This window comes from Bacteriovorax stolpii (genome assembly GCF_002872415.1).
Lineage (GTDB): Bacteria > Bdellovibrionota > Bacteriovoracia > Bacteriovoracales > Bacteriovoracaceae > Bacteriovorax > Bacteriovorax stolpii.
In genome coordinates this window covers 584,037-602,265 of record NZ_CP025704.1, presented here as the reverse complement: position 1 = coordinate 602,265, position 18,229 = coordinate 584,037, and the positions used below count along the sequence as shown (strand labels likewise).

The window sequence follows — 18,229 nt, the reverse complement described above, 5'->3', positions numbered from 1 at the left end:
ATATTTTACCGCTATATTAGGGCTTACCACAAGGACATAATGTGACTAAAACAGTTAGAACTCTCCTGGCGTTTTTTCTTATTACAACTCTCAACTACTCTTATGCTGCCGATAAACTTCGCTTTATCGGAGACGTGACTTTTCCTACTGGAGAGATGTTTGCGAAAACTGAAATAGGTGGTCTTTCTGGTATTGCTTATGACAAAAATAAAAAGCGCATGCTGGCGGTGAGCGACGATAAATCTCTCGTCAATGAGACGCGCTTTTACGAATTCGATATCTCCTTAACTGAGAAATCTTTTTCAGTTAAACCTGCTGTTGTTGTGAGATTAAAAAATAAGGCCGGCAATTTTTTTAAGAAAGGCGAAGCCGATTTTGAAGGAATCGCTCTCTATGGAAATGATGTTTTAATCAGCTCTGAAGGCGCCATCAACCGCACGAAACCAACCCCTCCAGAACTTTACCGCTTTAACCGCATGGGCGATTTTGTCGGCATGATTTCTATTCCAGAAAAATTCCTGCTTCCAAGAAAAGAGCACACAGATAAACTTTATGGCTCGCGCGACAACCACTCTTTTGAAGCTCTTTCAACGAGCCTTGATGGAAAGACAACTTACATGGGAAGCGAAGAGGCCTTATTTCAAGACGGCCCGATTACGACGATCTCTTATAGCTCTCACACGCGCATTATTCTTTATAAAGACCTAAAACCAACAACTGAAATCGCCTACCAGCTAGATAAGGTAGAGGCCATCAAGGCCGCTGTGGGAACTGAAAAGTCTGAAGAAAAAGCAGATTTAACAACTGGAGAAAATGGTCTGGTTGATATCGCGGCCATTAATGATAAGACTTTCTATACAATGGAGCGCAGCTGGATTCCTTTCATCAATAAAAACGTTATCCGCATCTTTAAATGCACGATCACTGATAAGACCACAGACATCTCTAAGATGGAGTCTCTTAAAGACCAGAGTTTCGTAGCTGTTGAAAAAGAGCTTGTGGCCGACCTGGATGACTTCATCCCACAGATGACTATAAAGGAGCTGGATAACATCGAAGGAATCGCTTTTGGACCACTCCTGGCCAATGGGAATAGGTCCTTAGTAGTCGTCAGTGATAACAACTTCGGAAAGACCCAAAGAACGCTTTTTATGGCCTTTGAACTTATTTCTTCTAAGTAGTAATCTTTACCTGGCCGTCTAAAAAATTGTCACTTTTTTAGACGGCCGTAAATCTTTAGACACCCTCCCCTCTCTAACCCCTAAAATACACAGTCCCAAAATTGGCATTCCCCTTGCTCTATGTATAGGTAACAAACCTCAAAAGAGAGTACGTTATGAAAGCATTAGTTTTTACATTTTTAGCCTTACTAACATTCAACACTGAAGTAGAAGCAAGCATTCTTTGCCACACTCCACGTATGAATAAAATCTTTGAAGTAAGTGATAAAAAAGTAACTTTCTTCAATGAATTTGATTCTCATGCAAAAAGAGAGTTGGCTTCTGTCGTAGGAAGAACAAAATCTAATGAAATGGGATTGACTAAAATTGTGGATTTCGAAAATCAAAAACACACAATCCATATTGCAGATACAAACAGCTTCTCTGATGTTAATGACTACATCATTATCAAGTCGAGAACTGGGCATGAAGTGACGTATCCATTAACTTGCGAAAAGAAATAGTTAACACCGCTTATCCCCCCCCCATCGAAAAGCGGTATCAAGGCCTTGTCTTTTCCCCCAATGAGGCAAGGCTTTTTTCTTTCTCCCTACTTCCAATGGCTGCCAAAACTCCAAAAAAGAAATTCATCTCACTACATTTGTGTAACAAGTAAAAATGCTCTCGCATTTTTTTTGGCAGCAGGCTTTTTTCTTTTTTCTTTCTCCCTACTGAATGAAAAGAAACGAAGTCCCATCTACTCCGACAACATTCAATTCCGTCTCACCTTTAAGTAAAACAGAATTGTAAGCTTCGACGAGATGATTATTCACCGATAACTTTCCTTGCAGATTTAAAATCGAAGGAAGTCTTTTGGATTGAGATAATGGAAGCGAAATTTTTTGTCCCTTCTTCAAATTCACCAAAGTTAATTTAAAATCCGGATGCTCAGCTAAGACCTTGGCCCCATTATGATTAAAAATATTTTCAGTGAATTTAAAAAATTCTTTTGTGTTGGCCGACGGATCAAAGTTGATAACATCTAGTGATTTTTCCACATGAAGTTGTCTCGGTTTTCCTTCGGAATCCAGGCGATCCCAGTCCCAGACGCGGTAAGTGATTCCCGAGCTCTGTTGAACTTCGGCCATGGTAATACCAGCACCGATGGCGTGAATTGATCCAGGAGGAGTAAAGAAAAAGTCTCCAGGTTTAACCTCGAAAGCATTCATGTACTCGCTCATATTTTTCTTATTTTCTAAACCTTTCAGGAAAGATTCTCTAGTCACACCAGGCTTCATTCCCAGGTATAAAATCGCATTTCTTTCGCAAGCGATAATGACATAACATTCAGCTTTTCCACTGCTGTTTTCATGAACTCGGGCATACTCATCATCGGGATGAACCTGAACAGAAAGATTTTTTGATGTATCGAGAATTTTAACCAAGTAAGGAAGTTCTGCATGACTTGAAACTTCTAATTTTTTTCCCTGACAAAAACTTGGCCCCTGAGGATGAACTGAAATTTCCCATGTTTCACCATAGGGATCAGCTCCTCTTGAAACTGGAAGGTTTTTTAAACTTTCTAAATGTTGTCCACCCCAAATTGTCCTGTGGGCCGAAGGGGTTAAATAATAAATCATAAATCCTCTAAGAATTGGCGATATTCTCTCAGGGGGGGCATGAGATTTCAAGGGAGTAAGCATGAATTACAGTGTTTTTAGCCCCTCTGATAAAATGGCGTCATGAAGCACTCTTTCCCAACTCTCTATTTATTCAACAACGTCTTCTTCCCACAGACGGTGATTCCGCTGACGGTGAACGACGGAATTTCCAAGGATGTTCTCCTGGAGTGTTATGAGCAAGGTCAACACCTGGCCTTCTATCACCCAAGTCTGCGAGCTAATAAGATTGGAACAGTTGGACGCATTTTGCTTTTAGAGCACAATGACGACAAAAGCATGACCGTGTTGGTGCAAGGGCTCGCGCGAGTGAAGCTTCTCATTCAAGAACAGCATCTTCCCTTTCCTATTTTTCAAGTCGAAGATTATTTCGATGTTCAAGACCAGGCCGTCATTCTCGACGATTCAGTTGGACGCCTGCATGTGATTTTAGAAAACTGGCTCAACCGCCACATCACCAGCACCAAAGAGCGCGAGCGCTTTTTAAAAGAAATGAACTCGCCCACCAGGCTCATCAACAACCTTTGTCTCTTGGTTTTAAAAGATGTGGAGCTTAAAGAAATCTTCCTGACGAGTGTTTCACTCTCTGAGCGCATTCGCATGATGGATGCTCTTCTTCGTGGAAAAGCCCCGGAGATAGAAGACACGGCCATGAGCGAGGCGATCAAAAACTTTGAACGCCTCGAACCTGATACCGATATTAAAAATGCTATTTAATTTTTTAGAACAGGGGAACGATGAAGTTCACCAGGTAAAGACCTAGTCCAGACACAACTGGAATACATAGGTTGTCATCGACAAATTGAGAACACATCTCAGAAATCGCACCGATGATTCCGGCCAAGATAGCAAACACTAAAAGGTGTGTGCTTGGCCCGACATAAATCAATCCGTACACGATAGTTGCTAAGTAACAAACTGAGAAAGCTGCAATCGTTCCTTGAAGTGACTTATTTGGAAGGATCTTGTCTCTTCCGTAAAGGATTCCAAAGAATGAAGCGATTGGATCAGCAAAGATTAAGAATAAGATAGCAAGAATAGCAATGCGTTCAGGGAAGAAGAAAAGCGCAAGAGAGACACCTAGAGCATAAAAAGGTAACCCACTTACTGAGTTCCTCTCCGATTCCCTCATTACTGGCTTCATAAGAAGCATGGCCACTTGGTTCACCTTTGGATTTCTTAAACGCAAAAACTCGAACAAGAAAGCAGCAACGGCAAAGGCCAAGAGAATGTAAGCAACATTATCTACAGAAATGCCTGATTTCTTATACGCAACTAGACCTGCAAGTCCTGTAGAGATGTGCCAAATTTTGCGAGTTAAGTGCAGATCAGTTCTTAAACGCAGTGGCGATGTGATTCTAAATTGTGACATATTCACTTGACCCATTTAAGGCTCCTAAGTCAGAGGCCGCTTACAAAAACCTAGTATGCAAGTCGCCTATTCCTTTCAAGTATCTAATTTATCGTTTTTAAGACTAACTTAAGACGTGACAAGAGTAAATCTCCCTGCATTAATTACAACAATAATGTAATCAACCACTTTGCTATTTTTTCGCTTACCAATCCGATATTTTTATCCCTATAATATCTATTGCAAATACAATTGAATGTTATTGCCGTAGATAATTTAGGATGGAATCTAGTGTTTAATAATAACGACCAAAGTAGTCTAAGTAGCGAATTTCAAACACATTTGTCGCCCCAAGGGCAACAAAAAATCTGGGCCATCGGTGGTGGTAAAGGTGGGGTTGGAAAGAGCCTTGTGACGGCCAATTTAGCGATCTGCTTGGCCCTGATGGGACATAAAGTAGCTGCTATTGATTTGGACTTAGGGGGAGCGAATCTCCACACTTGCTTGGGCGTGCCTATTCCAGAAAAGACACTTTCTGACTATCTTTCTAAAAAAGTCAGGACCTTAACTGAACTTTTAACCCCTACAGCGATCAATAACCTCTTCATTATTTCTGGTGCTCAGGATGATTTGGGAATCGCCAACCTAAAACAAATGCATAAAGCGAAACTTCTGGCCCAATTCAGCGAACTGCCTGTGGATTACGTTTTATTAGACCTTGGTGCGGGGACAACTTTTAACACAATCGACTTCTTTATCTCGGCCGATCAGGGAATCATTACCACTCTTCCTGAGCCGACATCAATTGAGAACTCATACCGTTTCATCAAAACGGTTTACCATAGAAAGTTAAAGATGGCCGAAGAGCTACTGGAAATCGGGCCACTGATTGACCAGGCAATGAACGCAAAACTTTCTCAAAACTCTACACCTGCTGATTTAATTAACCGTGTGATTGAAATCAATCCGGTTGTCGGTCAGAAGCTTCGCTCGGAGATCAATCGTCTTCAACCAAAGCTGATCATTAACCAGGTAAGAACTCAGTCTGATATTGATATCGGTTTCTCGATGAAGCTGATTAGTAAAAAATATTTCGGTATCAACTTAGATTATGTTGGTTACCTTGATTACGATGCGACAGTTTGGCAGAGTGTGAAGAAGAGAAAACCTCTTCTGATGGAGTTCCCTAACTCTACTCTGGTTAATAACTTTGACCGTATCATTCATCGTTTATTAAACATTAATTAATCTAATTATTTATTTTTTTAGCCCAAAAGAGTTTTATGAATAATCCGACGTCTGATTTAAAAAATTATTATGAAGTTTTAGAAATCCCGGCCAATGCCCGTTCGGAAGAAATCTATCACAGCTACCAGAGAGCAAAAGCAGCTTATTCTTCGGACTCAATTGCTCTTTACTCGCTGATGAGCCCGGAAGAATGCAGAAACGTCCTGGAAATGGTGGAAGAGGCTTATTCAATTCTTTCTGACCCTACAAAAAGAAAACGTTACGATGAAGCCCGTGGACTTAACCGCGACTTCAGCTCACTTAGCTACAATTCTCTTTCAGACCGCGTGGCCCCTTTAAGAATTGAACGTGAAGTGATGCCGACTCATCAGGTGAGTAGTGCCTCTTCTGTGCTTCCAAGTGCAGATTTTACCCTGAACTCGCAATCAACTGGTTCAGACAGCGCTTCATCTACGGCAACTAACGTAAATAAACTTGTGACTCAAAAAAGATTTGCTCTTGATTACGTGATCAATGCTGACTTTGAAAAAGAAATCGAAGAAGCGACTGAGTTCACGGGAGATTTCCTGCGCAAGATCCGCGAATATAAAAATCTTGACCTTGACCGCTTAAGCGATATGACTAAAGTTTCTCGTCTCTACCTTCAAGGAATTGAGATGGAAGATTTTGGAAAACTTCCCGCACCTGTTTATGTTCGTGGGTTTGTTTTCCAATACGCAAAATGCTTAAAGCTAAAACCAGAAGTCGTTGCTAACTCTTATGTAGCAAGGATGAAAAAACTGAAACCATAATGAATGACTTAGAAAAAGATCAAATCGATTCATCAGCAGAAGACTCAGAACAATTTTTAACTTTCACGATTACGAATGAAGATAGGGAAACCTATAAGCGCTTTGATCAGTATTTAGCTGAAAAAGTCGAAGGCTATTCCCGTACTTTTTTAAAAAATCTTTTTTTAAAAGACCAAATCACTCTCAGTGAAGATTCTCCGGTTCAGGCAAAAATCGAATTAAAGAAAATGCCTCCGGCCGGTGCTATTGTTCAGGTTGAAGTTCCACCGCTATTGCCTTCAACGGCACTTCCGGAAAACATTCCGCTGGAAATCCTTTATGAAGACGAGCACCTGGTGTTTGTTAATAAACCAGCGGGACTTGTCACTCACCCCGCTCCAGGAAATTACACTGGAACATTAGTCAACGCTATTCTTTATCACTGCAAAGACATTCAAGGTATCGGCGATCAAAAGCGCCCGGGAATTGTCCACCGCCTGGATAAAGGAACAAGCGGAGTCATGGTTATTGCTAAAACGCAGGCCTGCCACGAAGGTCTGGTTCTGCTTTTCTCTACTCATGATATTGAGCGATACTATGAAGCATTGGTTATGAGATACAAGTGCCAATCTTACGGCACTATTGAAAGCAATATCGGCCGCGATCCAAACAACCGCTTAAAAATGAAAACCGGAACCACTCGTGGAAAACCGGCAATCACTAACTATAAAGTCTTGGAGCTCTTTGATAAACATGTTCACATGGAATTCAAACTTGAGACCGGACGCACGCATCAGATCCGCGTGCACACTTCTGAAATTCTGCGCATGCCGATTATCGGCGATTCAACTTATGGATCACCAAATGAGCAGATGATGAAGCTGGGAGCAGATTACAAGGAAATCATTGACGGTTACCCTTACCCATTCCTGCACGCCAAAGTCCTGGGACTGGTTCATCCAATAACCAAAGAAAAACTTCGTTTTGAAGTTCCACCTCCACCACTTTTCCAAAAAGTGCTGGAGTACTCGAAAAAGAAAAACGAGGACGCCGCTCAATGAACGAAGCCATCACTTATGAAACTCCCCTTTTAAGAGGACGCTTCATTGTGTTTAACGAAAGGCCTGACCTGGACTTCTTGAAAGTTAAGCAGACTCATTCGGATATCGTGCTTTCTGAAGGGCAATGTGGCCCGGAACAAATTGGCGACGGAATCGTCGGTGACAGTACAACCCCTAAAGCAATTTTAACTGCCGACTGTGTACCTCTTGTTCTAATTGGCAAAGACCAGCACGTTGTCATCCATGCCGGCTGGAGAGGACTGGCACAGAATATTTTAACCAATAAACTGATTAAAGAAATCAACCCAATCTTTGCTTTTATCGGACCTCACATCCGCCAGGGCAATTACGAAGTTCAAAAGGATTTCCTGGCAAATTTCCCTCTTCACCAGGAAGCTTTTAAGACAATCAATGGAAAGATTTATTTTGATCTTTCTTTTGTCTCAGAGGCGCAACTAAAAAGCGCTTACCCCGGTATGGTAGTAGAAGATTGTGGTCTTTGCACTTTTGCCGACCCTAAATTTCACAGTTACAGAAGAAATCAAACAGCAAGTCGAAACTGGAATATTTATTTTCCTGAATAAAAACGGAGTACCTTATGACAAAAAGATCTGTGTACAATAGCTCGATGAATACGACCATCGCTCTATTTGTACTGAGCGCTCTCATGATCGGTTTTTCAATCTACTTAACCGGCCACTACTTTGAACTTAAATTCCCAACTGGTTTAGAATCAGGCTCACTATGTAACCTGAATAGTTATTTTAACTGTGACAAAACAACTCTTTCACCAATGTCGAACATTGCAGGTGTTCCAATCTCTGTTTTTGGGATCGTGGTGGGAGCTCTCGTTATGCTTGGGCTTTTCATTAAAAATGAAGCTTACGAAAAAACAATGTACTTCGCCCTGATGATTAACATGCTTGGGTGCGTGGTTCTCTTTTTCTACTCGCTTTTTGCCCTTGGCGGTCTTTGTCCTTTCTGCTCTCTATATTACGTCGTTTCAGGTATTGCTCTTTGGATGTTTTATAAAAACAGTGAAGACTACAAACCAAACTTTGCTGTTCTTGGCGGTTTTGCTGCTGTTATCCTGGTTGCGGCCTTCATTACAAAATCAACTGTAGATAAAAAAACTGAAAATATTTCTGCTGTTGCCAACGACCTGATCAGACAGTACTACGCACTTCCAAAACTGGGTGAACCTAACCCACCGTCGGAATACAAGATCGCGACTGCTGAAAATGCTCCGATTCAAATGCAAATTTTCTCTGACTTCGAATGCCCTGCTTGTAAAGCGCTTTCTGAAGTCATGCCTCAACTGCTTCTTCGTTACGGCGGGAAAATCAATATCCAGTATTTTTTCTACCCACTAGATCACAACTGTAACCCGTCAATGGAAAGACCGCTTCACCAACAAGCTTGTCGTGCAGCTTATTTCGCAACTTGTATGCCGGCCGAAAAGTTTGGCACTCTTCACGATGAAATCTTCCACAATCAGGAAAGACTTCCTGACTTCCTGGACGACGCTATCAAGAAAAACAATGTCGCAAAATGTGTTGCCGATCCAGCAACAAAAGCAAAAGTTGTCAGCATCATCAATGCAGCTACTCCATTCAACATCAGATCAACTCCGACGTTTCTTCTAAACGGAGTTAAAATCGAAGGTGTTCTTCCTCCTGATCAGCTTTTTGCAATCATGGATGAAATCATCAAACGTGGTGGGAAATAAGATTTAACACTCAAAGCGGCAGTCATCCTGCCGCTTTTTTTATCCTGGATCGCTCATTAGAGCTTTTTTAATATATGGTGTGATTTTTTCGCTCAACTGCTTTAGAGTAAATGGCTTCACCAGAATATCTTTAATCCCGCCTTCAATCGCCTTAAAAACATCCTCTTGAGACAAGGCCCCGGACATCAGAATAATCGGAGTGCGCGCATACTTAATAGAACGGCGAAGAAAAAGAGCATAATCAATCCCTGTTTTCACGGGCATAATATTATCGATTAGAATCATATCGAAATCTTGATTGGAAAGCTTCAGCCCCGCCTGCTGAACATCTGCGGCCGTCACACACGTCACCTCTTCACTTCTTAAAGTAAAGAAGGCCTGAACCAGCTCTCTGATTTTTGGGTCGTCATCGACCACTAAAATAGCATATTTTCTTTTTGCATTACTCATCTACAATTGCACCAATGGCCCCAACCAATTCTTCTCTGGTAAATGGTTTCAGGATGATCCCTTTTAAATCCAGTTCATCTTTCATTTTCTTGTATTTTTCAACAAAGTCTTTCGATGTCATAAATAGAACAGGTACTTCGATATTGCGTTTTCGAAGCTCCCTGATAAAACTCTCACCATCCATTTCCGGCATTTTAAAATCAGTGATAATAATATGCACGGGTGTACGTTCTACTTCTCTTAAAGCTTCAGTTGCACTTGAAGCCCCCAAGAAAGCATAACGACTCTCGGACAGAAAATTCATACACAGGTTCAAAATGTTAATTTCGTTATCAACAACTAAAACACGGACAACCTTATCCCCTTCGTTGATCAGTTTTTCCCAATTTCCATTAACTAAGCCGGCAATACCAATGGCCGGAAGAGTGATCCTGAAATGGGCCCCTTTATCAGAATTAATCAGGTCTAATTTCCCTTGATGAGACTGAATAATCTGCTGGGAAATAGACAACCCAAGTCCTGTCCCTTTTCCAATATCTTTAGTCGTAAAAAAAGCATTAAAGATCTTTTCGCGGTTTTCGTCTGTGATGCCAGCTCCATTGTCTTTCACATCAATGCGAATAAAGTTTCCACTCTTCTCTGTTGTCAACTCAATGGATACGGCCGGGTCCTTTACGTTGGATTCTTTTAAAGAATCAATGGCATTTTGAATCAAATTAACAAAAACTTGTTCAACTTTAATTCTATTAACTAAAAGAATTGGTGCTGGTCCCTGAATATTTAAATTGACCTTGATGGCCGTGTCTTTTAATGAAGGAGCTGTAAAGGCAATTGATTTTTCAATGATCTCTTTAGCATCACTGTATTCTTTTTTATCTTCACTCTTGTGTAAGAACTCTTTCATATTAGAGATGATTTTATTGATTCTCTCCAGCGAATGATTGACATTATTGTTGTATTTTTCAATATTATCTTTTTGATTATTCAGGTCAGCTGTTTCCAGGCAAAAAGAAATTAGTTCAGCGTTCCCCACTGCGACCGTAAGTGGGTTATTAATTTCATGAGAAATATTCGCTGTCATTTCCCCAATAACCTTAAGTTTATCAAATTGAAGTACTTGAGCGTAAGTATTCTTTAACTCTTCCATTTGTGCGCGGTACTTATCGTTAAGCTGCTTTTCAACTGTTACATCTTTAAAAACAAATAAGACATAATCGAGTTCCTTTTTAGCTCCTTTGACAATCAGGGTATTCATCTGACCTTCAAAGAAGAAATTTAACTCCGGAGTGATCGCCTGCCCCTCTGAAGTAACTCTTGCAAAAAATTCTTTGAAGTCCGGAATAATGATTCCTAGATACTCCAGCAGGTTTTTCTGCTTCTGCATAAGCCTTGGTGTCGTCTTAAAAAAAGACAAAAAACTGGCGTTGTAATAAGCAATAGAGCCATCAAGCTCCGTCACCACTACCGGCTCAAATAAATCGTCTAGGTACTCAAAAGCATCCATCTTATTTCCCTTGGCTTAAAAAACTAAAATACTGTTTTTCAATCGCATCAAATTCCAGTTCCGTTTTACAAGTATTGCAATGTTTCAGGGGTGGTTTACTCCCTGAGACTTCCGAACTCTTTAAAAGAATCTTCTTTCCCGTGTCGCAATTTGTGCAGAAATATGGAGCATAAAAAGATTCTACCGCTACACCTTTACGGATAAAGCCATGAACCATATTCACTTGCTCGATAATAATCTGTGGGCAATTAATATAAGTAATACTTGCTGATCCCAGCTCGTCTAAGTACTTAATCCACTCTCTAATCCCACATGAATTAATCATGCTGACATTGTTAAAGTCAAAAACAAACTGATTCATTCCCAGAGACTTAATCTTATCGAAGTTGGCGTCCTCATCAATCACTCCTTCCAGTGCAACATTTGCTGTAACATCTGTAATTCGAGTTGTGATAGTTAGTTTTTCGCTCATGATCGGATCTCCTTGGCCATATAATGAAACGATGTCACTCGTTCTTTGGCCTTTTTATAACGATTAAATTTTTCAAAAACACAGATAATTTGCCCGGCATTTGGCCCACCGTTGATCACCCAGAACTGGTTACTCTTTTCATAGACCATATAAAGCCCAAGCCCGGCCCCTCCACTACCATCCAATGGGGCTTTTTCCTTATAGGCTCGGCAAATACTATTGATTAATTTTTCTCTCGAAGAAAAGCCGGTTGGCCCTTTGACTGAAACGATGACGTTTTCATTACTAACTGCAAACAAGAATTCCACTTCTCTATCCGGAGTTAGAAGAATTTCTTTTCCTCTTTCCGCCTGGTCGCCGTTTGAATGATAAAAGGCATTAGATAAAAGCTCTTCGGCCACGAGTTTTAAAACATCGGCCTTAATTGCTTCAGTAAAATCATCGTTAAACTTCTGGCCCATTTCCTTTAAAACGGCCGGGATTTTAAAATTGCTCACAAGATTCCAGCTCTGCTTTTTATAGCTATCATCTATATAGTCTGGAAGATAGAATTCTTTTTTGGACTCCAGCACTTCCACCAAACGAATCTCACGCTTCAAATCCAGCGTATTATGTCCAATAAGATGGTTAATCTTATTGCCAGTTAGAAACTCCAGGTTTTCCTGATTCGTTAATTTAGAAATGACATATAAAGAGTCATCGGTCTTCGCATTCTTGTCTTCAATAATCACGCGCTGGCCTTCAAAACTCACCGTGATAAGCGTGATGTCATCTTGTAATGGGGCATTCTTTCTATGCTCTCCAAAATCTTCCAAGATAGCGTTCAGAAGACCACTGGCTTCACGATGGCATCCCTTAAGAACACTTTTTAAGAAATTTCTCTGTCCCCAGGCCTTCCCTTCAACTTCCATCTCTGTTAAGCCATCTGAGAACATTACAATACGGTCACCTTTAGTAATTGGCATTGATGTTTCTTCATAAGACGATGTGATCTTCTCACCAACTCTCGCCCCATTATTTCCAATGAGTGGATCAACGCCTTCCTTGGTGTACTCATCATTGATTTTATGAATCAAGAAAGGATTCATATGAGAGGCATTTGAATATTTAATTTCACCTTTCTCTTCATTAATTTCCAGGACAAAAGCTGTCATTAGGATTTCTGAATTCATTGAACAAACAACTTTATTGAGTTTCTCCAAAACAACTTTTGGAGAGATATAAGTTTTTTCTGAATCAATTCTAAGTGTAGAAATGCAACTGTGAGCTGCCGCGGTAATCAAGGCCGCAGGAACTCCATGCCCAGTGGCATCACAGACGATCATAGTCACAATCGGCCCTTGCTCAAAATACCCCCACCAGTCACCGCTACACTCTGAAGCTGGCATATACCTTCCATCAAAACTGAAAGTCGACTTCACCATAGCGTGCTTTGGAAAAAAAGAATTCTGAACTAGTTGAGCTACTTTTAACTCACTTTCAATTCTCGCCTTCTCTTTCATCTCATCCATGAACATAAGAATCTTATCTTTCATGTCGATAAATGAGTCTGTCAGGGCGCCGATCTCGTCATTTCCTTCAGCAGAAGGATTTACATCGAAATTCCCTTGCGACATTTGAGTTGTCGCTTCAAAAAGAGTCTGCACATTTTTAGTCATTCTCTTGGTAAAAAGAATACCGACAATCACAGCAACCGACAGAATCAGGATTCCAAAGAAGAGGGATTTTTGAATCAATAAACTCGAAGCAAGAAAAGCTTTACTCTCTTCAATCTCGGTGATTGAAATAAGCTCCAGCCCCGGGACCTTCGAGAAGGCCCTGATAACAGCAACTCCGTTATCATCAAATTTCTTTACCCCTTGCTCGATATCAACCACTGCCTGGTCAGTGACAATTTTTTTTAAATCTTTTGGAACATTAATATTGTTGAGTTTAAAGAAAACCTTTCCACTTCCTGTCAGGATATAAGTCCCATAGTTAAGTGTTTCGTTCATGAGAGGCATCAACTTTTCATAGGAAATATGTAGAGCACACTTTAAGTTTTGCTCCAATGCTTTAATGATAGTGAAGTGTGAAGGAAAACCCGTTACTGCGGCCATCTCCACTCTGGTTGCTCCTGTTGGAATGGATTTCATCCACTCAAAAGCACCGTGGGCCTGATCAAGAATTTTTTCCTCATCATTGCCCGTTAGCTCTGCCAGTTTTTTATTGTTTTTAGCGCTTAGATAGTTTTCATTATTCACCAGACACTCGACACCCAGGATTTCATCGTGAGTTGAGGCCATGGTCTGCATCTTCTGCCCAATATCATCACCACTCTCACTGTCTTTAAGTGAGTTTAAAAGATTGGTGTCTTCATTGATTAAAAGTTTTGTTCTTTCTGCTACGGAAATGGAATTAGTAAGTGCGATTGAATAAACATCAGCGGCCTTATCTTCTTTAAAAATGTTTAAAGCATAGGAAAGATAAAATCCCATCGTCAACAGTAGCAATACTGAGATCGCCACAACGAATTTGTATTTCAAAGAAAATTTGACTTTTCTAATCAAGATTATTCTTCCTAGCTAAAAAGTTTTTGTAGCTTAATGTTACAATAACTTAGAAGAAACCCAATATGCGGCAAATTTTTGAGACTTAAGACTTTTGACAATTTTTTACTCGTCTTTATGAGTGCGCTGGCGCTTATGAGCCTCTATGTGCTCTACGCGCCTAAATCTCAGGGGAATGGCGATGAAATGAAAGTCGCCTCAATCGTAGAACAACTCAAAACCGTAAAACGAAAACGCGATTTTTATCAGGGATGGATTGATGTAAAACCCGGCGATTCCCTCTCTCAAAATGATGAAATCTACACTCATGGACAATCTTCAGCGAAGATTAATTTTATTAATGGCCCGGAAATCAGTCTCTTTGAAAACTCACTTCTTAGGATAAAAACCGTAAATAAAACGAACACCTTCAGTTTGGACAAGGGAAACCTGATTGCTAAACTTAACAAGGACTCCCCTAACCTGGATATTGAATTAGGCGGGAAAAAGTATTCATTTAAGTCGGATAATGCCAACATTCAAATCGAACAAGGCTCAGGGGAAAATAAGTTTCTTCTGCTCGATGGAAAGGCCCGCCTGAAAGATCAGGAAATTTTACCCAACCAGGTTGTTATCCAGGATCTTAAAACGGGAAATATTAAAGTCAAAACGATACCTTTTATCCCTGAATCTCCTGTTCACAATCTGCGCCGCTACTTCGTTAAAGACACCGCACTTGAATTCTCCTGGAAATCTGTCGTTGACGATACACCGGCCACTTTAACCATTGCCAAAGATGCCAATTTCAAAAAGATTTTTTACTCTGAAGAAATAACTGCAAACCAAAAGACTCTGACTCTTTCTGAAGCAGGCACTTATTTCTGGAGACTCACCGGAAAAGACCAGGTTTCCGGCCCGATCAAGACTTTTACATTAATTGAAGAAATGCCAGTCGTCGTTAATGCTCGCGAAAGCATTCTCTATAAAGGGCCAAAACTTACAGATAAGGCCTTCATTAGCTGGCCAAAAAATAATGTTGCGAACTTCCTTTTAAGACTTGAATCACCTGATAAAAAGACTGAAGAGATTAAGCTTTCTAAAAGCAATTATGAATTCACTCCTTCTGAAGTTGGGACTTATCAAGTTTCAGTCAGAGTCGACTCTCCTGAAAGGCCGCTTGCTCTTTGGAGCTCTCCTCTTTCACTAAGTGTGATGGAAGCGCATCCTGTGAGCATTACTGCGATCACGCCACCGCTCTTGGAAAAAGTAAATTATAACGACCAACAGACCTCTCAGGTTCTTTCATGGACTGGCCCTTCATCTGTTCGCTATAAAGTCCGCTTGATTAAAGACGACATTGTTCAAGAGTTTGAAACTGAACAAACATCATTGCCTATTAACTTAAAAGACAAAGGTGAATACAGCTGGGAAGTTCAAGGAGAAACACTTTCCGGAGTGACTTCAAATAAGATTGCCGGAAAAATTGTTATCAAATCACCTCTTCGTTTAGCTCAAATGCCAAGTGAAGGTGCAGTCATTGAGCTTGAAAAACCAGACCAGCTTGTCTCTTTTAAGTGGGACAAAGTTGAAGCCTCTGCTCTTTATCAGTTTGAACTTTCTGACGACCCCGCCTTTAAGAAAATTATTGTCGCTAAAGATGTAGAGACGAATAATGCCTCAACCAGTCTGGCCAACACCGGAAGATACTTCTGGCGAGTGAAAGTGAAAAAAGGTGAAAATGTTGAGTACTCAAGCCCGGTGAGTGTTGAAATTAAGCCATCTCCTCCACTTTCTCGTCCGGAAATCACTCCAAGCTTAAAAATAAAACTGAAGTATTTAGAAGAGTCATCGTCCTTTAATATTTTTGATCTTTTTATCGGCAGAGCTCACGCTGAAGGGCCAGTAGCTGTCGCTGAATGGGATCTACCGGCCAACTCCCGAGCAAAAAGTTATATCGTCGAAATTTATAAAGATAGTGACCTAAAAACTCTGATTACTAGAATTGAAACTGAAGTCCCTCATGTTATTTGGAAAAATGCCACCCCGGGGGTTTTCTACTGGCGTGTTTCTTATGTGGATTTTTGGGGAAGAAAAACTGAGTTCTCGCGCGTTTCAACTTTAGAAGCTGAAGTGAATCCTGAGCTTTTAAAACCTGAGCCTGTTGAGATTCAACTTCTTTTACCAAAGCACCGAGCCGCTATTATGCCGGAAGAAGAAGACTCCGCACTTTTAAGCTGGGAAGCTATTCCTGAGACCAAAACTTATCAAATCTCTATCTCTAGCGATTTAGAATTCACTCACATTCACCTTTCAAAGAAAGTCAATTCTACGGACTTTAAAATCAGCTGCAAGATGTTTGATGGCCGCGCAGGTGAATATTATTGGAAAGTAGAAGCACAGGAAAATGCCTCAAAGCGCCGCATGTTCCAAATTGGATGTGCACCTAAAAAAGTTGCCCCTCCAGTAGTCGTTGAAGAGAAGCCTCCTGTCGTCGAAGTAAAAATGGAAGTTAAGCCTGTTGTTGAAAAAGAAATTGAGCACTACCTAAGACTTGGTTTTAAGCCTCATAAATTGAGTTATGAAAATAAAGCAGATCAATACACTGCTGAAGTAGATGGAGCCGTTTTAAATAGCTGGTCTGTTCTTTATCAAAAACCAATAGGAATGAAATACTTTCAATTGCTCTCCCCTTCTTTTTCTTTTTCTCGAGGAAAAGTTTTTAAAGAGATCACTTTCATGGACATGGACCTGAATCTCAAGATGATCAGAAAGGGCGATAGTTTTTCATGGGGGCCGATGATCGCCTTTGTCAAAAAGACGATTTATGTAGAGTCTAATTTAAAAATCGCTGATGAAGGTTTTTCTTCTCCTGTTGCCGGAGCTTTCATTAGAACAAAGTTAGGAGCTATCGATTTAAATGCAGAAGCAGGTTTTGGGAAATTGTTTTCACTTCATGCTGATGCCATGGTGAAAATCAAGTCTCATTACGGAGCTGGGATATTCGTAGACAATGTCTCTTTCACTAAAGAAGAAAATAAGCACTCATTCATGAGTTTTGGTTTGATGTTCAATTACACTTTTGATTTTTTAGATAAAGAATAATGAAGAAGTGCCGCTGCTAAAAAACCAACCAGCATATTGATGACAAAAGAAGGTTGAGATTCATCCAGTGCGACTTTTGCACAAGAAACAGAACTGCTGTATTGTCTTGAGACTCCCGATGTTCCTGATGAAATCGGAGTTGGAGTAAATGAGGTGCTATAAGGAGTTGGCGACACAGAAGCGGGATTAGCAATAGTGACGACACCATCAGCATCATCGAGACGAATGCGTCCGTCTCCACCATCGCCACCAAATCCATCAGAGAAAAGGGAATCGTTAGTTCCACCCGCTCCTCCTGTGGCATTGATTGATCCTGATGCACTGACAGTCAGAGTTCCTCCGGCCTGAAGCCAAACAGCTCCGCCTGAACCAGCTCCACCACCCCCACTACTCGTTGTTGTGCCATCACCACCGCCGTTTCCACCATTAGAAACAATGGTCCCATCAACCGTAATATCACCACCAGCAATAATACGAATTGCTCCGCCGCCACCGCCACCAGAACTTCCAAACCAAGTTATTGAGCTTGATGCCAGGCCCGCTCCACCTGCAGCTCCACCAGAGCCTCCAACAAAGCTTGTATCAAAAGCACTTTCTGGTCCGTATGTCGTTCCGTTTGTTCCTGCTGTAATCGTTGTACTGTTGTCGTTGTCATTACCTGCAGAAGGTTGAGTTGCTGAAGTGGTTTTATAACTTCCACCACCGCCGCCGCCTCCATATGAGTCAGTGATCCCTGAACCTGTACCATACTGCCCACCAGTCCCGGCGCCACTTCCATTTCCACTATTGCCAATAGAGTTCGTCGAATTCCCACCGGCAAACCCGCCAGCACCACCTCGTCCACCTGTGGCCGCAGAACCGGTTGATCCGTTACTACCATTCTCTCCACTCATATCGACGGTTACACCTACGGCAATCGTAACGTCTTCTTGAACCTTGATAATTAAAGGAGAGCCATTAGAAGCAGATCCACCGCCTTTAAAAGCGTTTAAATTGGCGTCGATGTTTAATGATTTACATTGATAAGTTCTTCTTGCAGATGTGATCTGAGTGTCAGCTCCACCAGTGATATTGCAAACACCATCTGAGCCATCACCAGAGTCGATAGCAAAAGCTGAGGGAGACAAAAGAAAAAGGATTAACATGCATTTCATACATACATGTTAACCCAAATT

Annotated in this window: 16 protein-coding genes; 9 read left to right on the top strand and 7 right to left on the bottom strand. The window is 41.0% G+C overall.

Going from position 1 to position 18,229, the window contains the following annotated elements; genetic code table 11:
• Positions 1-41: 41 nt before the first annotated feature.
• The gene (locus C0V70_RS02800; RefSeq protein WP_102242346.1) at positions 42-1,181 is read left to right on the top strand and encodes an esterase-like activity of phytase family protein; all 1,140 of its coding nucleotides are present in this window, start codon (positions 42-44) and stop codon (positions 1,179-1,181) included.
• 155 nt (positions 1,182-1,336) lie between these two features.
• A complete protein-coding gene (locus tag C0V70_RS02795) occupies positions 1,337-1,684 on the top strand; it encodes a hypothetical protein (RefSeq protein ID WP_102242345.1) in 348 nt (115 codons plus the stop codon).
• A 204-nt stretch (positions 1,685-1,888) separates the two neighbouring features.
• Here the strand turns inward: C0V70_RS02795 and C0V70_RS02790 are convergent, their stop codons facing one another.
• Entirely contained in the window at positions 1,889-2,800 is a 912-nt protein-coding gene (locus C0V70_RS02790; RefSeq protein WP_158649539.1) for a type I phosphomannose isomerase catalytic subunit, read from the bottom strand.
• 102 nt (positions 2,801-2,902) lie between these two features.
• Here C0V70_RS02790 and C0V70_RS02785 point away from each other — a divergent pair, with 102 nt between their 5' ends.
• A complete protein-coding gene (locus C0V70_RS02785) occupies positions 2,903-3,556 on the top strand; it encodes an LON peptidase substrate-binding domain-containing protein (protein WP_102242343.1) in 654 nt (217 codons plus the stop codon).
• A 4-nt stretch (positions 3,557-3,560) separates the two neighbouring features.
• On the opposite strand, the gene C0V70_RS02780 is transcribed toward C0V70_RS02785, so the two are convergent.
• Complete coding sequence (locus tag C0V70_RS02780; RefSeq protein ID WP_102242342.1) at positions 3,561-4,226, bottom strand: diacylglycerol/polyprenol kinase family protein; 666 nt, start codon at positions 4,224-4,226, stop codon at positions 3,561-3,563.
• A gap of 255 nt (positions 4,227-4,481) precedes the next feature.
• On the opposite strand from C0V70_RS02780, the gene C0V70_RS02775 reads away from it, so the two are divergent.
• From C0V70_RS02775 to C0V70_RS02755, 5 genes are read left to right on the top strand one after another with little or no spacing between them, the layout of a single operon-like run.
• A complete protein-coding gene (locus tag C0V70_RS02775) occupies positions 4,482-5,438 on the top strand; it encodes a P-loop NTPase (RefSeq protein WP_158649538.1) in 957 nt (318 codons plus the stop codon).
• A 35-nt stretch (positions 5,439-5,473) separates the two neighbouring features.
• Positions 5,474-6,229: a helix-turn-helix domain-containing protein gene (locus C0V70_RS02770; RefSeq protein ID WP_102242340.1), complete on the top strand. Its 756-nt coding sequence runs from the start codon at positions 5,474-5,476 to the stop codon at positions 6,227-6,229.
• Positions 6,229-7,269, top strand: coding sequence for an RluA family pseudouridine synthase (locus C0V70_RS02765; RefSeq protein ID WP_102242339.1), 1,041 nt, complete (start codon positions 6,229-6,231; stop codon positions 7,267-7,269). The genes C0V70_RS02770 and C0V70_RS02765 overlap by 1 nt, the downstream gene beginning before the upstream one ends.
• The gene (locus tag C0V70_RS02760; RefSeq protein ID WP_102242338.1) at positions 7,266-7,853 is read left to right on the top strand and encodes a purine nucleoside phosphorylase YfiH/LACC1 family protein; all 588 of its coding nucleotides are present in this window, start codon (positions 7,266-7,268) and stop codon (positions 7,851-7,853) included. Before C0V70_RS02765 ends, C0V70_RS02760 begins: the two co-directional genes overlap by 4 nt.
• A 14-nt stretch (positions 7,854-7,867) precedes the next feature.
• Positions 7,868-8,998 carry a vitamin K epoxide reductase/DsbA family protein gene (locus C0V70_RS02755; protein WP_102242337.1) on the top strand — a complete coding sequence of 377 codons (1,131 nt, stop codon included), beginning with the start codon at positions 7,868-7,870 and terminating at the stop codon, positions 8,996-8,998.
• Between the two features lie 39 nt (positions 8,999-9,037).
• On the opposite strand, the gene C0V70_RS02750 is transcribed toward C0V70_RS02755, so the two are convergent.
• From C0V70_RS02750 to C0V70_RS02735, 4 genes are read right to left on the bottom strand one after another with little or no spacing between them, the layout of a single operon-like run.
• Positions 9,038-9,448 carry a response regulator gene (locus C0V70_RS02750; protein ID WP_102242336.1) on the bottom strand — a complete coding sequence of 137 codons (411 nt, stop codon included), beginning with the start codon at positions 9,446-9,448 and terminating at the stop codon, positions 9,038-9,040.
• Positions 9,441-10,952 carry a hybrid sensor histidine kinase/response regulator gene (locus tag C0V70_RS02745; RefSeq protein ID WP_102242335.1) on the bottom strand — a complete coding sequence of 504 codons (1,512 nt, stop codon included), beginning with the start codon at positions 10,950-10,952 and terminating at the stop codon, positions 9,441-9,443. Before C0V70_RS02745 ends, C0V70_RS02750 begins: the two co-directional genes overlap by 8 nt.
• A 1-nt stretch (position 10,953) precedes the next feature.
• Positions 10,954-11,424 (bottom strand): hypothetical protein, encoded by a 471-nt coding sequence (locus tag C0V70_RS02740; RefSeq protein WP_102242334.1) that lies wholly within the window; start codon positions 11,422-11,424, stop codon positions 10,954-10,956.
• Positions 11,421-13,949 (bottom strand): PP2C family protein-serine/threonine phosphatase, encoded by a 2,529-nt coding sequence (locus tag C0V70_RS02735; protein WP_133566688.1) that lies wholly within the window; start codon positions 13,947-13,949, stop codon positions 11,421-11,423. Before C0V70_RS02735 ends, C0V70_RS02740 begins: the two co-directional genes overlap by 4 nt.
• A 141-nt stretch (positions 13,950-14,090) precedes the next feature.
• On the opposite strand from C0V70_RS02735, the gene C0V70_RS02730 reads away from it, so the two are divergent.
• Positions 14,091-17,054, top strand: a complete 2,964-nt coding sequence (locus C0V70_RS02730) for a hypothetical protein (RefSeq protein ID WP_102242332.1) — start codon at positions 14,091-14,093, stop codon at positions 17,052-17,054.
• Here C0V70_RS02730 and C0V70_RS02725 read toward each other — a convergent pair.
• Positions 17,024-18,208: a hypothetical protein gene (locus C0V70_RS02725; protein WP_133566686.1), complete on the bottom strand. Its 1,185-nt coding sequence runs from the start codon at positions 18,206-18,208 to the stop codon at positions 17,024-17,026. The genes C0V70_RS02730 and C0V70_RS02725 overlap by 31 nt on opposite strands.
• Positions 18,209-18,229 lie beyond the last annotated feature (21 nt).

Coding starts and splice junctions, on each gene's coding strand:
- C0V70_RS02795 (WP_102242345.1), top strand. CDS start 1,337: ATGAAAGCATTAGTTTTTACATTTTTAGCCTTACTAACATTCAACACT.
- C0V70_RS02790 (WP_158649539.1), bottom strand. CDS start 2,800: ATGATTTATTATTTAACCCCTTCGGCCCACAGGACAATTTGGGGTGGA.
- C0V70_RS02785 (WP_102242343.1), top strand. CDS start 2,903: ATGAAGCACTCTTTCCCAACTCTCTATTTATTCAACAACGTCTTCTTC.
- C0V70_RS02780 (WP_102242342.1), bottom strand. CDS start 4,226: ATGGGTCAAGTGAATATGTCACAATTTAGAATCACATCGCCACTGCGT.
- C0V70_RS02770 (WP_102242340.1), top strand. CDS start 5,474: ATGAATAATCCGACGTCTGATTTAAAAAATTATTATGAAGTTTTAGAA.
- C0V70_RS02765 (WP_102242339.1), top strand. CDS start 6,229: ATGAATGACTTAGAAAAAGATCAAATCGATTCATCAGCAGAAGACTCA.
- C0V70_RS02760 (WP_102242338.1), top strand. CDS start 7,266: ATGAACGAAGCCATCACTTATGAAACTCCCCTTTTAAGAGGACGCTTC.
- C0V70_RS02755 (WP_102242337.1), top strand. CDS start 7,868: ATGACAAAAAGATCTGTGTACAATAGCTCGATGAATACGACCATCGCT.
- C0V70_RS02750 (WP_102242336.1), bottom strand. CDS start 9,448: ATGAGTAATGCAAAAAGAAAATATGCTATTTTAGTGGTCGATGACGAC.
- C0V70_RS02745 (WP_102242335.1), bottom strand. CDS start 10,952: ATGGATGCTTTTGAGTACCTAGACGATTTATTTGAGCCGGTAGTGGTG.
- C0V70_RS02740 (WP_102242334.1), bottom strand. CDS start 11,424: ATGAGCGAAAAACTAACTATCACAACTCGAATTACAGATGTTACAGCA.
- C0V70_RS02730 (WP_102242332.1), top strand. CDS start 14,091: ATGAGTGCGCTGGCGCTTATGAGCCTCTATGTGCTCTACGCGCCTAAA.
- C0V70_RS02725 (WP_133566686.1), bottom strand. CDS start 18,208: ATGAAATGCATGTTAATCCTTTTTCTTTTGTCTCCCTCAGCTTTTGCT.